Origin of the sequence: Streptomyces sp. NPDC020299 (assembly GCF_044387825.1) — a bacterium.
In the GTDB taxonomy this organism is placed as follows: domain Bacteria; phylum Actinomycetota; class Actinomycetes; order Streptomycetales; family Streptomycetaceae; genus Streptomyces.
Window position 1 is genome coordinate 39,004 of sequence record NZ_JBIRWL010000012.1, and the last position, 14,881, is coordinate 53,884.

The 14,881-nt window shown below is 70.2% G+C and carries 12 protein-coding genes; 10 read left to right on the forward strand and 2 right to left on the reverse strand.

Annotated features, from left to right (window positions below; all coding sequences use genetic code 11):
- Window positions 1-9 precede the first annotated feature (9 nt).
- Window positions 10-1,167: an acyl-CoA dehydrogenase family protein gene (locus ACH45E_RS28315; RefSeq protein ID WP_361450668.1), complete on the reverse strand. Its 1,158-nt coding sequence runs from the start codon at window positions 1,165-1,167 to the stop codon at window positions 10-12.
- 98 nt (window positions 1,168-1,265) lie between these two features.
- Window positions 1,266-1,880, reverse strand: a complete 615-nt coding sequence (locus ACH45E_RS28320) for a TetR/AcrR family transcriptional regulator (RefSeq protein ID WP_361450665.1) — start codon at window positions 1,878-1,880, stop codon at window positions 1,266-1,268.
- A gap of 95 nt (window positions 1,881-1,975) precedes the next feature.
- Here ACH45E_RS28320 and ACH45E_RS28325 point away from each other — a divergent pair, with 95 nt between their 5' ends.
- From ACH45E_RS28325 to ACH45E_RS28370, 10 genes are all read left to right on the forward strand, one after another.
- Complete coding sequence (locus ACH45E_RS28325) at window positions 1,976-3,592, forward strand: carboxyl transferase domain-containing protein (RefSeq protein ID WP_361450662.1); 1,617 nt, start codon at window positions 1,976-1,978, stop codon at window positions 3,590-3,592.
- A 17-nt stretch (window positions 3,593-3,609) separates the two neighbouring features.
- Window positions 3,610-5,526, forward strand: coding sequence for a biotin carboxylase N-terminal domain-containing protein (locus ACH45E_RS28330; RefSeq protein ID WP_361450659.1), 1,917 nt, complete (start codon window positions 3,610-3,612; stop codon window positions 5,524-5,526).
- Window positions 5,523-6,467, forward strand: a complete 945-nt coding sequence (locus ACH45E_RS28335; RefSeq protein ID WP_361450656.1) for a hydroxymethylglutaryl-CoA lyase — start codon at window positions 5,523-5,525, stop codon at window positions 6,465-6,467. Before ACH45E_RS28330 ends, ACH45E_RS28335 begins: the two co-directional genes overlap by 4 nt.
- 5 nt (window positions 6,468-6,472) lie before the next feature.
- Window positions 6,473-7,633 (forward strand): acyl-CoA dehydrogenase family protein, encoded by a 1,161-nt coding sequence (locus tag ACH45E_RS28340; RefSeq protein WP_361450769.1) that lies wholly within the window; start codon window positions 6,473-6,475, stop codon window positions 7,631-7,633.
- A gap of 141 nt (window positions 7,634-7,774) precedes the next feature.
- Window positions 7,775-8,824 (forward strand): ABC transporter substrate-binding protein, encoded by a 1,050-nt coding sequence (locus ACH45E_RS28345; protein WP_361450653.1) that lies wholly within the window; start codon window positions 7,775-7,777, stop codon window positions 8,822-8,824.
- A gap of 32 nt (window positions 8,825-8,856) precedes the next feature.
- Window positions 8,857-9,690 (forward strand): siderophore-interacting protein, encoded by an 834-nt coding sequence (locus tag ACH45E_RS28350; protein WP_361450650.1) that lies wholly within the window; start codon window positions 8,857-8,859, stop codon window positions 9,688-9,690.
- A 132-nt stretch (window positions 9,691-9,822) separates the two neighbouring features.
- On the forward strand, window positions 9,823-11,289 hold the full coding sequence (gene desA, locus ACH45E_RS28355) for a lysine decarboxylase DesA (RefSeq protein ID WP_361450647.1): 1,467 nt from the start codon (window positions 9,823-9,825) through the stop codon (window positions 11,287-11,289).
- Complete coding sequence (locus tag ACH45E_RS28360; RefSeq protein WP_361450644.1) at window positions 11,273-12,559, forward strand: lysine N(6)-hydroxylase/L-ornithine N(5)-oxygenase family protein; 1,287 nt, start codon at window positions 11,273-11,275, stop codon at window positions 12,557-12,559. Before desA ends, ACH45E_RS28360 begins: the two co-directional genes overlap by 17 nt.
- The gene (locus tag ACH45E_RS28365; protein WP_361450641.1) at window positions 12,556-13,086 is read left to right on the forward strand and encodes a GNAT family N-acetyltransferase; all 531 of its coding nucleotides are present in this window, start codon (window positions 12,556-12,558) and stop codon (window positions 13,084-13,086) included. Before ACH45E_RS28360 ends, ACH45E_RS28365 begins: the two co-directional genes overlap by 4 nt.
- Window positions 13,083-14,852, forward strand: coding sequence for an IucA/IucC family siderophore biosynthesis protein (locus ACH45E_RS28370; protein ID WP_361450638.1), 1,770 nt, complete (start codon window positions 13,083-13,085; stop codon window positions 14,850-14,852). Before ACH45E_RS28365 ends, ACH45E_RS28370 begins: the two co-directional genes overlap by 4 nt.
- Window positions 14,853-14,881: the final 29 nt, after the last annotated feature.

The following is a 14,881-nucleotide window of genomic DNA, read 5'->3' on the forward strand; positions in this document are numbered from 1 at the left end:
CGGGTGCGGCTACAGGCCCATGTCCTTCGCGATGATCGACTTCATGATCTCGCTGGTGCCGCCGTAGATGCGGTTGACGCGGTTGTCCGCGTACAGGCGGGCGATCGGGTACTCGTTCATGAAGCCGTAGCCGCCGTGCAGCTGGAGGCAGCGGTCGATGACGCGGTGGGCGACCTCGGTGGCGAACAGCTTCGCGGAGGCGGCCTCGGCGGGGGTCAGCTCGCCGGCGTCGAGGGCCTCGGTCGCGCGGTCGACGACGGCCTCGGCCGCGTCCACCTCGGCCTGGCAGGCGGCCAGCTCGAACTTGGTGTTCTGGAAGGCGGCGACCGGCTGGCCGAAGACGACGCGGTCCTGGACGTACTGCTTGGCGAACCGGACGGCGGCCTTGGCCTGCGCGTACGCGCCGAAGGCGATGCCCCAGCGCTCGGAGGCGAGGTTGTGGCCGAGGTAGTAGAAGCCCTTGTTCTCCTCGCCGAGGAGGTCCTCGACGGGGACCTTGACATCGACGAACGCCAGCTCGGCGGTGTCGGAGGTCTTCAGGCCGAGCTTGTCGAGCTTGCGGCCGACGGAGTAGCCCTCGGCCTTGGTGTCCACGACGAAGAGGGAGATGCCGTGGCGGCGGTCCTCGGCGGTGGGGGCCGCGGTGCGGGCGCAGACGATCATGCGGTCGGCGTGCACGCCGCCGGTGATGAAGGTCTTGGCGCCGTTGAGGACGTAGTGCGTGCCGTCCTCGGAGAGCTTGGCGGTGGTCTTCATGCCCGCGAGGTCGGAGCCGGTGCCCGGCTCGGTCATCGCGATCGCCCACATCTCCTCACCGGAGACGAACTTCGGCAGGAAGCGCTTCTTCTGCTCGTCGGAGGCGAGCAGCTTGATGTAGGGCAGGCCGAGCAGCACGTGCACGCCGGAGCCGCCGAAGGTGATGCCCGCGCGGGCGGTCTCCTCGTACAGGACGGCTTCGAACTTGTACGAGTCGATGCCGGCGCCGCCGTACTCCTCGTCGACGCGGATGCCGAAGACACCCAGCTCGGCGAGCTTGTAATAGAAGTCGCGCGGCGCCTGGCCGGCGGCGAACCACTCGTCGTACACCGGTACGACCTCGGCCTCGATGAAGGCGCGGATGGTCTCCCGGAACGCCTCGTGATCCTCGTTGAACAACGTGCGGCGCACTCCGCCACCTCCACGGACTTCGGCATGTCTAAGCGCTTGCTCAGATCAAAGGTACCGGCGAGTACGGAAGCGGTCCAGAGTGATCGGCGTAACGCTCGTCACGCCGGGGCGAGCCCGGCCCCCGACGCAGCCGCGAACGCGCCCCGCGCCATCCGGTGCAGCAGCTCCGAGGTGGCCCCCCGGCCCGGGAGGAAACCGCCGCGGCCCAGGTGCGGCGTCGAGTTCAGCAGGCCGAAGACCGAGTGCACCGCCGAGCGGGCCGCCGGTTCGGTCAGATCCGGATACACCTCGCGGACGACCTCCACCCACAGCTCGACGTACTGCCGCTGGAGCTGCCGGACCAGTTTCCGGTCACTGTCGCGCAGGCGGTCCAGCTCGCGGTCGTGCAGGGTGATGAGGGGACGGTCGTCGAGCGCGAAGTCGATGTGCCCTTCGATGAGCGAGTCCAGGACCGCCTCCGGGGCAGCCGTGCCGTCGGCCTCCGCCAGGCGCCGCTTGGCCCCGGTCAGCAGCTGACCGCTGATGCCGACCAGCAGCTCGGCGAGCATCGCGTCCTTGCCCGCGAAGTGGCGGTAGAGGCCGGGCCCGCTGATGCCCACCGCGGCGCCTATCTCGTCGACGCCGACCCCGTGGAACCCGCGTTCGGCGAAGAGCCGCGCGGCCTCCTTGAGGATCTGCTCGCGTCGGGTGGGGGCGTCGGTTCTCGTGACCATGAAAGCAATTCTAGACAGGGAGGTTAGCGCTCGTTAACCTGGAGGAAATGGTTAACGCTCATTAACAGTCGATCACTGGGTGAGGGGACCGCAGGATGCACGAGGCACCGGAGCTTCACAGCGCGGCCGATCCCGCGTCGGAGGCCTGGCGAGCCAACGAGGAAGCGCACCGCGAGCTGGTCGGGGAGCTGCGCGGCAAGCTCGCCGCGGCGGCGCTCGGCGGCGGCGAGAAGGCCCGCGCCCGCCACACCGCGCGCGGCAAGCTGCTGCCCCGGGACAGGGTGGACACGCTGCTCGACGCCGGTTCACCCTTCCTGGAGCTGGCGCCGCTGGCGGCCGACGGGATGTACGAGGGGCAGGCCCCGGCCGCCGGGGTCATCGCGGGCATCGGGCGGGTCAGCGGGCGCGAGTGCGTGATCGTCGCCAACGACGCCACCGTCAAGGGCGGGACGTACTACCCGATGACGGTGAAGAAGCACCTGCGCGCGCAGGAGGTCGCCCTCGAGAACCGGCTGCCCTGTGTCTACCTCGTCGACTCCGGCGGCGCCTTCCTGCCCATGCAGGACGAGGTCTTCCCGGACCGCGAGCACTTCGGGCGGATCTTCTACAACCAGGCCCGGATGTCCGGCGCGGGCATCCCGCAGATCGCCGCCGTGCTCGGCTCCTGCACCGCCGGCGGGGCCTATGTGCCCGCCATGAGCGACGAGGCCGTGATCGTCCGTGACCAGGGCACCATCTTCCTCGGCGGCCCCCCGCTGGTGAAGGCCGCCACCGGCGAGGTCGTCACCGCCGAGGAGCTCGGCGGTGGCGAGGTGCACTCCCGGGTCTCCGGCGTCACCGACCACCTCGCCGAGGACGACGCGCACGCCCTGCGGATCGTGCGGAACATCGTCGCCACCCTCCCCGCGCGCGGGCCCCTCCCCTGGGAGGCCCTGCCCGCGGTGGAGCCGAAGGTCGACCCGTACGGGCTCTACGGCGCCGTGCCGGTGGACTCCCGCACCCCCTACGACGTACGCGAGATCATCGCGCGCGTGGCCGACGGCTCCCGGTTCGCGGAGTTCAAGGCCGAGTTCGGCCAGACCCTGGTCACCGGCTTCGCCCGGATCCACGGCCACCCGGTGGGGATCGTCGCCAACAACGGCATCCTGTTCTCCGAGTCCGCCCAGAAGGGCGCCCACTTCATCGAGCTGTGCGACCAGCGCGGGATCCCGCTGGTCTTCCTCCAGAACATCTCCGGCTTCATGGTCGGCAAGGACTACGAGGCCGGTGGCATCGCCAAGCACGGCGCCAAGATGGTGACGGCGGTCGCCTGCACGCGCGTGCCGAAGCTGACGGTCGTGGTCGGCGGGTCGTACGGCGCGGGGAACTACTCCATGTGCGGCCGGGCGTACTCCCCCCGCTTCCTGTGGATGTGGCCCAACGCCAAGATCTCCGTGATGGGCGGCGAACAGGCCGCCTCCGTCCTCGCCACCGTCAAGCGGGACCAGCTCCAGGCGCGGGGCGAGGAGTGGCCGGCCGAGGACGAGGACGCCTTCAAGGCGCCCATCCGCGCGCAGTACGAGCACCAGGGCAACGCCTACTACGCCACCGCCCGGCTCTGGGACGACGGGGTCATCGACCCACTGGAGACCCGTCAGGTGCTGGGGCTGGCCCTGACCGCCTGTGCCAACGCGCCCCTGGGAGAGCCCCAGTTCGGCGTCTTCCGGATGTGAGGGGCGAGTTGACGACCATGTTCGACACAGTGCTGGTGGCCAACCGGGGCGAGATCGCCGTACGCGTCATCCGTACGCTGCGGTCGTTGGGCGTGCGCTCCGTCGCCGTCTTCTCCGACGCCGACGCCGACGCCCGGCACGTCCGGGAGGCGGACACGGCGGTACGGATCGGTCCGGCGCCGGCGGCCGAGAGCTATCTGTCGGTGGAGCGGCTCCTCGATGCCGCCGCGCGGACGGGCGCGCAGGCCGTCCACCCCGGGTACGGCTTCCTCGCCGAGAACGCGGGCTTCGCGCGCGCGTGCGAGGAGGCGGGGCTGGTCTTCATCGGCCCGTCGGCGGACGCGATCGCGCTCATGGGCGACAAGATCCGGGCCAAGGAGACCGTGCAGGCGGCCGGGGTGCCGGTCGTCCCCGGCGGGCGTGATCCCGAACTGGCCGAGGCGGCACGCGCATTGGGCGCGCCCGTACTGCTCAAGCCGTCGGCCGGCGGGGGCGGCAAGGGGATGCGTCTGGTGCGGGACCTGGCCGTGCTGGACGAGGAGATCGCCGCGGCCCGCCGCGAGGCCCGCGCCTCCTTCGGCGACGACACGCTGCTCGTCGAGCGGTGGGTGGACCGGCCCCGGCACATCGAGATCCAGGTCCTGGCCGACGGGCACGGGAACGTCGTCCACCTGGGCGAGCGCGAGTGCTCGCTGCAACGACGGCACCAGAAGATCATCGAGGAGGCGCCGAGCGTGCTCCTCGACGAGGCGACCCGGGCCGCGATGGGCGAGGCGGCCGTGCAGGCGGCGCGCTCGTGCGGGTACCGGGGCGCGGGCACGGTGGAGTTCATCGTCCCGGGCGGCGACCCGTCGTCTTACTACTTCATGGAGATGAACACCCGCCTCCAGGTGGAGCACCCGGTCACCGAACTCGTCACCGGGCTCGACCTGGTGGAGTGGCAGCTGCGGGTCGCGGCGGGCGAGAAGCTGGACTTCGCGCAGGAGGACGTACGGCTCACCGGGCACGCGGTCGAGGCCCGACTGTGCGCCGAGGACCCGGCACGCGGCTTCCTGCCGTCCGGCGGCACCGTGCTCCTGCTGAACGAGCCCCAGGGCGACGGCATCCGCACCGACTCCGGGCTCAGCGAGGGCACGGAGGTCGGCAGTCTGTACGACCCGATGCTGTCCAAGGTGATCGCGTACGGGCCGGACCGTGCGACCGCGCTCAGGAAGCTCCGGGCCGCTCTGGCGGAGACGGTCACGCTGGGCGTGCCGACCAACGCGGGGTTCCTGCGGCGGCTGCTGGCGCATCCGGCCGTGGTGGCGGGCGAGCTGGACACCGGGCTGGTGGAGCGGGTGGTGGACGAGCTGGTTCCCACGGACGTACCGGAGGAGGTGTACGAGGCGGCGGCGGCCGTGCGGCTGGAGGCGCTGAAGCCTCGTGGGGACGGCTGGACCGACCCCTTCTCGGTGCCGAGCGGCTGGCGTCTCGGCGGCACCCCGAAGCGGCCCGCCTTCCCTCTCCGGGTGACCGACCCGGTGACGCACGCCCCCCGGGGTGCCCACACCGTCGCCGACGACCGGGTCGCCGTCACCCTCGACGGTGTCCGCCACACCTTCCACCGCGCCGCCGACTGGCTCGGCCGCGACGGCGACGCCTGGCACGTGCGCGACCACGACCCGGTGGCCGCGTCCCTGTCCCGGTCCGCGCACGCGGGCGCCGACTCGCTCACCGCGCCCATGCCGGGCACGGTGACGGTGGTGAAGGTGGCCGTCGGCGACGAGGTGGCCGCGGGCCAGAGCCTGCTGGTGGTCGAGGCGATGAAGATGGAGCACGTCATCTCCGCCCCGCACGCCGGCACGGTCGCCGAACTGGACGTACGGCCGGGCACGACGGTCGCCATGGACCAGGTGCTGGCCGTCATCGCACCCACGGAGGAGGCGGCCGGATGAGCGTCGACCGACTGCCCATGGCCGTACCGGCCCAGGACCTGCCCGCGCGGGTGCGGATCCACGAGGTCGGCGCGCGCGACGGGCTGCAGAACGAGAAGACGGCCGTACCCACGGCGGTGAAGGCGGAGTTCATCCGCCGGCTGGCCGACGCGGGCCTGACGACGATCGAGGCGACGAGCTTCGTGCACCCCAAGTGGGTGCCCCAACTGGCCGACGCCGAGCAGCTGTTGCCGATGGTGAACGACCTGTCCGGCGTCGCCCTGCCCGTACTGGTGCCCAACCAGCGTGGCCTGGACCGGGCGCTCGCGCTGGGCGCCCGCCGGATCGCCGTCTTCGCCAGCGCCACGGAGTCCTTCGCGAAGGCCAACCTCAACCGCACCCTCGACGAGTCCCTCGCCGTGTTCGAGCCGGTGGTGCGGCACGCGAAGGACGAGGGCGCGCACGTACGGGGGTACGTGTCGATGTGCTTCGGCGACCCCTGGGAGGGCCCTGTACCGCTCCACCAGGTCGTCCGCGTCTGCCGGGCGCTGCGGGACATGGGCTGCGACGAGCTGAGCCTCGGCGACACCATCGGGGTCGCCACGCCCGGCCACGTCCTCGCGCTCCTCGCCGCGCTCAACGAGGCGGGCGTGCCGACGAACGTCATCGGCGTGCACTTCCACGACACCTACGGCCAGGCCCTCGCCAACACGTACGCCGCCCTGGAACACGGTGTGACGACGGTCGACGCCTCCGCCGGAGGCCTCGGCGGCTGTCCCTACGCCAAGTCCGCCACCGGGAACCTCGCCACCGAAGACCTCGTGTGGATGCTCCACGGCCTCGGCATCGACACCGGGGTCGACCTCGGCCGTCTCACCGCCACCAGCGTGTGGATGGCCGAACAGCTGGGCCGCCCCAGCCCGTCACGCACCGTCCGCGCCCTCTCCCACAAGGAGCCGTGATCACCATGGACCACCGCCTCTCCCCCGAGCTGGAGGAACTCCGCCGTACCGTGGAGGAGTTCGCGCACGATGTCGTGGCGCCGAAGATCGGTGACTTCTACGAGCGGCACGAGTTCCCTTACGAGATCGTCCGCGAGATGGGCCGCATGGGTCTGTTCGGGCTGCCGTTCCCGGAGGAGTACGGCGGCATGGGTGGCGACTACCTGGCCCTCGGCATCGCGCTGGAGGAACTGGCGCGGGTGGACTCGTCGGTGGCCATCACCCTGGAGGCGGGCGTCTCCCTGGGCGCGATGCCGGTCCACCTGTTCGGCACGGAGGCGCAGAAGCGGGAGTGGCTGCCGCGCCTGTGTGCGGGCGAGGTCCTGGGCGCGTTCGGGCTCACGGAACCCGACGGCGGCAGCGACGCCGGCGCCACCCGCACCACGGCCCGCCTGGACCCCGACACGGACGAGTGGGTGATCAACGGCAGCAAGTGCTTCATCACCAACTCGGGCACGGACATCACGGGGCTGGTCACGGTCACGGCGGTGACGGGCCGCAAGCCGGACGGCAAGCCGCGGATCTCCTCGATCATCGTCCCGTCCGGCACCCCGGGCTTCACGGTGGCAGCCCCCTACTCCAAGGTCGGCTGGAACGCCTCCGACACCCGCGAGCTGTCCTTCGCCGACGTCCGCGTGCCCGCCGCCAACCTCCTGGGCGAGGAGGGCCGCGGCTACGCCCAGTTCCTGCGCATCCTCGACGAGGGCCGTATCGCCATCGCGGCGCTCGCGACCGGTCTGGCCCAGGGCTGCGTCGACGAGTCGGTGAAGTACGCCAAGGAACGCCACGCGTTCGGCAGGCCCATCGGCGCCAACCAGGCCATCCAGTTCAAGGTCGCCGACATGGAGATGAAGGCTCACACCGCCCGCCTGGCCTGGCGCGACGCGGCGAGCCGGCTGGTCGCGGGCGAGCCGTTCAAGAAGGAGGCGGCCCTCGCCAAGCTCTACTCCTCCACGATCGCCGTGGACAACGCCCGCGACGCCACCCAGATCCACGGCGGCTACGGCTTCATGAACGAGTACCCGGTCGCCCGCATGTGGCGCGACTCCAAGATCCTCGAGATCGGCGAGGGCACGAGCGAGGTCCAGCGGATGCTGATCGCAAGGGAGTTGGGCCTGGTGGGCTGAGGCCTGCCGGTGCGGCCCTGAAGGCCGGTCACAGGTTCGGGCGCGGGGCGCCCCGCCCACTGGACAGTAGCTGAGGTTAGGCTAACCTACCTTGGAACCTGTCCGGCGGGCGCCTCGCCCCGTTCGAAAGCAGTCATACCCATGTCCAATGCCCGTGCCACCCACCTCACTCGTCGCGGCATCCTCGCCGCGGGCGGCGCCATCGGTCTGGGGGCCGCGCTCGCGGCCTGCGGGGACGACAAGGGGAAAAGCGGCGGCTCGGACGGCAACACGGCGGCGGGCAAGTCCGGCCCCTGGTCCTTCAAGGACGACCGCGGCACCACCGCCAAGGCCGACAAGGCCCCGTCGAACATCGTCGCGTTCGTCGGCGTGGCCGCCGCGCTGTACGACTACGGCATCCAGGCCAAGGGCGTCTTCGGCCCGACGAAGACCAAGGACGGCAAGGCCGATGTGCAGGCCGGGGACATGGACGTCAGCAAGGTGACGGTCCTCGGCAACGAGTGGGGCCAGTTCAACATCGAGAAGTACGCGGCCCTCGCGCCCGACCTCCTCGTCTCCACCATGTTCGACAACGTGGGCACCCTCTGGTACGTCCCCGACGAGTCGAAGAAGAAGATCCTGGCCGTCGGCGCCCCGAGCGTCGGCATCTCCGTCTACGACCGCCAGCTGACCGAGCCGCTCCAGCGCATGCTCGCCCTCGCCACGTCCCTCGGCGCGGACACCTCCGCCGCCAAGGTCACCGAGGCCAAGAAGCGCTTCGAGGACGCCGCCGCCCGGCTGCGCGCCGCCACCAAGGCCAAGCCCGGCATCAAGGTGATGGCCGGTTCCGCCAGCCAGGACCTGTTCTACGTCTCCGGCACCAACCTCTCCATCGACCTGGAGTACTTCAAGGCCCTCGGCGTGAACTTCGTCGAGCCCCCGGAGAAGGCCAAGGCCAAGGGCGGCGGCTGGTACGAGTCGCTGAGCTGGGAGAACGTCGACAAGTACGACGCGGACATCATCATGATGGACAACCGCTCCTCGGCGATCCAGCCCGCCGACATCACCGAGGGCACGTGGAAGAAGCTGCCGGCCGTGAAGGCGGGACAGGTCATCGCGCGCAACCCCGAGCCGATCCTGTCGTACGACAAGTGTGCGCCGCTCCTCGAGGACCTCGCGAAGGCCATCGAGAACGCCAAGAAGGTCAACTGACAACCACACCTTCCTGACCGTCAGGAGCCCCGATGACTACGGCCGTAGCCGCCCCGTTCCGTTTCTTCTCGCTTCAGGTCGTACGGACGAGGCGGCTCGGGCCGTCCCTGGTCCGTGTCACCTTCGGCGGGCCCGACCTGCACGCCTTCCACTCCCACGGGCGGGACCAGTCCCTGTCCCTGTTCCTGCCGCACCCGGGCCAGCCCGAGCCTGTCGTCCCGCTGGAGCTGGGCGACAACTGGTGGCAGGGATGGCGTGAACTGCCCGACGACGTGCGGGCGGTGATGCGCTCGTACACCCTTCGGGCACTGCGCCGCGACCCCGACGAGATCGACATCGACTTCGCGCTGCACAGCCCGTCGGGCCCCGCCTCCCGCTGGGCCGCGGACGCCACCCCCGGTGACCGCGTCCTCCTCCTCGGCCCGGCCGTCGCCGACAACCGCGCGATCCGCTTCCGCCCGCCCGAGGGGACCGACCTCGTGGTGATGTGGGGCGACGAATCCGCCGTACCCGCCGCCTGCGCCACCCTGGAGTCCCTGCCGGCCGGCACCCGCGTGCGCGCCTGGCTGGAGGTGGAGCACGCCGGTGACATCCAGGACGTCGTGACCGACGCGGACGCCGAGGTGACCTGGCTCGTACGCGACCCGAGCAGCACCGCGGGATCCCCCCTGGCCCTCGATGCGCTGCGCGAGGCCCGACTCCCGTCCGCCGAACGCCCGTACGCCTGGATCGCGGGCGAGTCCGGGTGCGTCAAGACGCTGCGCCGGCACTTCGTCGGCGAGCGCGGTATCGACCGCCGGCGCGTCACCTTCGTCGGGTACTGGCGACGGGGGATGACCGAGGAACAGCTGCGGACGGCAGAGTAACTCCGCCTGGAATAACGGCAGTTCGGAGTGACGGCGGTCACGGGAGGGCCAGGTTTCGGCACGTGTAACTTAGGTTAGGCTTACCTAAATTGAACTCCCCCGCACGGCCCGTCCCCATCGGAGGACCCCCACATGCGCTCGCACCTGCTCAATGACCTCACCGCGGAGCACTACCGCCGCTCCGTGACCGAAGGAGTCGAGCGGGTGGCGGCCAAACTCGCCACCACCGAACGTCCGTTCACCGGCGTCACGGTCGACGCCCTCGCCCCCCGCGTCGACGAGATCGACCTCGACCGGCCGCTGCACGACACCACCGCGGTGCTCGACGAACTGGAGGAGGTCTACCTCCGGGACGCGGTCTACTTCCACCACCCCCGCTACCTCGCCCACCTCAACTGCCCGGTGGTCATCCCGGCCGTGCTCGGCGAAGCGGTGCTCTCCGCCGTCAACTCCTCGCTGGACACCTGGGACCAGTCGGCCGGCGGCACACTGATCGAGCGCCGGCTCATCGACTGGACGACCGCTCGCATCGGCCTCGGCCCGTCCGCCGACGGCGTGTTCACCTCCGGCGGCACCCAGTCCAACCTCCAGGCGCTGCTGCTGGCCCGGGAGGAGGCCAAGCCGGGGCGGGACGGGTGGGAAGAGGGGGGCTCCCTCGCCAAACTGCGCGTCTTTGCCTCCGAGGTCAGCCACTTCAGCGTGCAGAAGTCGGCGAAACTGCTCGGCCTCGGCCCGGACGCCGTGGTCGCGATCCCCGTCGACCACGACAAGCGGATGCAGACCGTCGCCCTCGCCCGCGAACTGGAGCGGTGCAGGGAGGACGGCCTCATCCCGATGGCCGTCGTCGCCACCGCCGGCACCACCGACTTCGGCTCCATCGACCCGCTGCCGGAGATCGCCGAACTGTGCGAGCAGTTCGACACCTGGCTGCACGTCGACGCGGCCTACGGCTGCGGACTGCTCGCCTCCCTGAAGTACCGGGACCGCATCGACGGCATCGAGCGTGCCGACTCGGTCACCGTCGACTACCACAAGTCCTTCTTCCAGCCGGTGAGTTCCTCGGCCGTGCTGGTACGGGACGCCGCCACCCTGCGCCACGCCACCTACCACGCGGAGTACCTCAACCCGCGCCGGATGGTCACCGAGCGCATCCCCAACCAGGTCGACAAGTCCCTCCAGACCACCCGCCGCTTCGACGCCCTCAAGCTCTGGATGACCCTGCGCACCATGGGCGCCGACGGCATCGGCGAACTCTTCGACGAGGTGTGCGAGCTGGCGGCGCAGGGCTGGGAGCTCCTGGCGGCCGACCCGCGCTACGACGTCGTCGTCCAGCCGTCCCTGTCCACCCTCGTCTTCCGCTACGTCCCGGCCGCCGTCGCCGACCCGGCCGAGATCGACCGCGCCAACCTCCACGCCCGCAAGGCCCTGTTCGCCTCCGGTGACGCCGTCGTCGCGGGCACCAAGGTGGGCGGCCGCCACTACCTGAAGTTCACCCTGCTCAACCCCGAGACGACCGCGGCCGACATCACCGCCGTCCTCGACCTGATCGCCGGCCACGCCGAGCAGTACCTGGGAGAGTCCCTTGACCGCGCGTCCTGAAGCCCCGACCGCCCCTTACGACTTCGTGGGGATCGGGCTCGGCCCCTTCAACCTCGGCCTCGCCTGCCTCACCGAGCCGATCGACGAACTGAGCGGAGTCTTCCTGGAGTCGAAGCCCGACTTCGAGTGGCACGCGGGCATGTTCCTCGACGGCGCCCACCTCCAGACCCCGTTCATGTCGGACCTGGTCACCCTGGCCGACCCCACCTCCCCGTACTCCTTCCTCAACTACCTGAAGGAGAAGGGCAGACTCTACTCCTTCTACATCCGCGAGAACTTCTACCCACTGCGGATCGAGTACGACGACTACTGCCGCTGGGCCGCGGGCAAACTGAGCAGCGTCCGGTTCGGCACGACGGTCACCGAGGTCACTTACGAAGACGAGCTCTACGTCGTCCGCACCGAGGCCGGCGAAACGCTCCGCGCCCGCCACCTGGTCCTCGGCACCGGGACGGTCCCCTTCGTTCCCGAGGCCTGCCGGGACCTGGGCGGCGACCTCATCCACACCGCGCAGTACATGCACCGCAAGGCGGAGCTGCGGGCCAAGAAGTCCCTCACGGTCGTCGGCAGCGGCCAGAGCGCCGCGGAGATCTACTACGAGCTCCTCTCGGAGATCGACGTCCACGGCTACGAGCTCAACTGGGTCACCCGATCCCCGCGGTTCTTCCCGCTGGAGTACACCAAGCTGACCCTGGAGATGACGTCCCCGGACTACATCGACTACTTCCGCGCGCTGCCCGAAGAGACCCGCTACCGGCTGGAGAAGCAGCAGAAGGGCCTGTTCAAGGGCATCAACTCGGAGCTGATCGACTCGATCTTCGACCTGCTCTACCAGAAGAACGTCGAAAGCGGCGACCGCCCGGTCCCCACCCGTCTGCTCACCAACTCCTCGCTGACCGAAGCCCGGTACGAGGACGGCGCGTACAAGCTCGGCTTCCACCAGAACGAGCAGAACAAGGACTTCGAGATCCGCACCGAGGGCCTGGTGCTGGCCACCGGCTACCACTACCAGCCGCCGGCCTTTCTCGACCCGCTGCAGGGCCGCCTCCGCCTCGACGGCCAGGGCCGCTTCGACGTGGCCCGCAACTACGCCATCGACGTGACGGGCAGGGGCGTGTTCCTGCAGAACGCCGGGGTCCACACCCACAGCGTCACCAGCCCCGACCTGGGCATGGGCGCCTACCGCAACAGCTACATCATCCGCGAGCTGCTCGGCACGGAGTACTACCCGGTCGAGAAGAGCATCGCCTTCCAGGAGTTCGCCGTATGACCTTCGTCCTCCGCCCCCTCGACCCCCTGAAGGACGCCGAACTGCTGCTGGGCTGGGTCACGCACCCCAAGGCGGCGTTCTGGATGATGCAGGACGCGAAACTGGAGGATGTCGAGCGCGCGTACATGGAGATCGCGGCCGACGAGCACCACCACGCCTTCCTCGGACTGCACGACGGCGTCCCGGCGTTCCTGATGGAGCGCTACGACCCCGCCCGGCGCGATCTGGTCGGTCTGTACGAGCCCCGGCCCGGTGACGTCGGGATGCACTTCCTGGTCGCGCCCGCCGACACCCCCGTGCACGGGTTCACCCGGGCAGTCATCACGGCCGTGATGGCCCACCTCTTCGAGGACCCGGCGACCGCCCGGGTGGTCGTCGAACCGGACGTCCGCAACAAGGCGGTGCACGCCCTGAACGAAGCCGTCGGGTTCGTGCCCGAACGGGAGATCCAGAAGCCGGAGAAGAAGGCGTTGCTGAGCTTCTGCACCCGTGAGCGCTTCGTCGCCGCGACGGGGGTGACCGTATGAGCCTCGCCGCCGCCGTGGCCCACCTCTCCCCCGAACGCTGGGAGCAGGCCAACCGGCTCCTCGTGCGCAAGGCGCTCGCCGAGTTCGCGCACGAGCGGCTGATCACGCCCGAGGCGGACGGGGACGCGTACGTCGTCCGCAGCGACGACGGCCTGACCCGCTACCGCTTCACCGCCGTCCGCCGCGCCCTCGACCACTGGCAGGTGGACGCCGGCTCCGTCACCCGCCACCGGGACGGTACCGAACTCCCGCTCGCCGCACTCGACTTCTTCATCGAGCTGCAGCAGTCACTGGGCCTGAGCGACGACATCCTGCCGGTCTACCTGGAGGAGATCTCCTCGACCCTCTCCGGCACCTGCTACAAGCTCGCCAAGCCTCAGATCACGGCCGCCGAGCTGGCCGGGAGCGGCTTCCAGGCCGTCGAGACCGGCATGACCGAGGGCCACCCCTGTTTCGTCGCCAACAACGGGCGGCTGGGCTTCGGCGTCCACGAGTACCTGTCGTACGCCCCCGAGACGGCGAGCCCCGTCCGGCTGGTGTGGCTGGCGGCGCACCGGTCGCGGGCGGCGTTCACGGCCGGGACCGGCATCGAGTACGAGGCGTTCCTGCGGGACGAGCTGGGCGAGGCCACGCTGGAGCGGTTCCGCGCCACGCTCACCGGCCAGGGCCTCGACCCCGCCGACTACCTGCTCATCCCCGTCCACCCCTGGCAGTGGTGGAACAAGCTGGCCGTCACCTTCGCCGCCGAGGTCGCCCGCCGGCACCTGGTCTGCCTGGGCGAGGGCGACGACGAGTACCTCGCCCAGCAGTCCATCCGGACCTTCTTCAACACCTCGCACCCCGAGAAGCACTACGTGAAGACGGCGCTGTCCGTCCTCAACATGGGCTTCATGCGCGGGCTTTCGGCCGCCTACATGGAGGCGACCCCGGCGATCAACGACTGGCTCGCCCAACTCATCGACAACGACCCCGTGCTGAAGTCGGCCGGCCTGTCGGTCATCCGGGAGCGGGCGGCCGTCGGCTACCGGCACCTGGAGTACGAGAAGGCCACCGACCGGTACTCGCCGTACCGCAAGATGCTGGCCGCGCTGTGGCGGGAGAGCCCCGTGCCGTCCCTCGCCAAGGGCGAGTCCCTGGCCACCATGGCCTCGCTGCTGCATGTGGACCACGAGGGCGGGTCCTTCGCGGGCGCGCTGATCGAGCGGTCGGGGCTGTCCCCGGTGGAGTGGCTGCGGCGGTACCTGCGGGCCTACTACACCCCTCTGTTGCACAGCTTCTACGCCTACGACCTGGTCTTCATGCCGCACGGCGAGAACGTGATCCTGGTCCTGGAGGACGGGGTGGTGCGGCGGGCGGTCTACAAGGACATCGCCGAGGAGATAGCGGTCATGGACCCCGACGCGGTGCTGCCGCCGGAGGTGGGCCGGATCCGCGTCGAGGTCCCCGAGGACACGAAACTCCTGTCGGTCTTCACGGACGTCTTCGACTGCTTCTTCCGCTTCCTCGCCGCCATCCTGGCCGACGGGGGAATCCTTCAGGAGGACGACTTCTGGCGCACGGTCGCCGAGGTCACCCGCGCATACCAGGAGGCGACGCCCGAACTCGCCGACAAATTCAGGCAGTACGACATGTTCGCGCCCGAGTTCGCGCTGTCCTGCCTCAACCGGCTCCAGCTGCGGAACAACAGGCAGATGGTCGACCTGGCGGACCCGTCGGGCGCGCTGCAGCTCGTCGGCAGCCTGAGGAACCCGATAGCGGGGTTCTGACCCGGAGACGGGCGGGCACCCCGGTGTAC

Coding starts and splice junctions, on each gene's coding strand:
- ACH45E_RS28320 (WP_361450665.1), bottom strand. CDS start 1,880: ATGGTCACGAGAACCGACGCCCCCACCCGACGCGAGCAGATCCTCAAG.
- ACH45E_RS28325 (WP_361450662.1), top strand. CDS start 1,976: ATGCACGAGGCACCGGAGCTTCACAGCGCGGCCGATCCCGCGTCGGAG.
- ACH45E_RS28330 (WP_361450659.1), top strand. CDS start 3,610: ATGTTCGACACAGTGCTGGTGGCCAACCGGGGCGAGATCGCCGTACGC.
- ACH45E_RS28335 (WP_361450656.1), top strand. CDS start 5,523: ATGAGCGTCGACCGACTGCCCATGGCCGTACCGGCCCAGGACCTGCCC.
- ACH45E_RS28340 (WP_361450769.1), top strand. CDS start 6,473: ATGGACCACCGCCTCTCCCCCGAGCTGGAGGAACTCCGCCGTACCGTG.
- ACH45E_RS28345 (WP_361450653.1), top strand. CDS start 7,775: ATGTCCAATGCCCGTGCCACCCACCTCACTCGTCGCGGCATCCTCGCC.
- ACH45E_RS28350 (WP_361450650.1), top strand. CDS start 8,857: ATGACTACGGCCGTAGCCGCCCCGTTCCGTTTCTTCTCGCTTCAGGTC.
- desA (WP_361450647.1), top strand. CDS start 9,823: ATGCGCTCGCACCTGCTCAATGACCTCACCGCGGAGCACTACCGCCGC.
- ACH45E_RS28365 (WP_361450641.1), top strand. CDS start 12,556: ATGACCTTCGTCCTCCGCCCCCTCGACCCCCTGAAGGACGCCGAACTG.
- ACH45E_RS28370 (WP_361450638.1), top strand. CDS start 13,083: ATGAGCCTCGCCGCCGCCGTGGCCCACCTCTCCCCCGAACGCTGGGAG.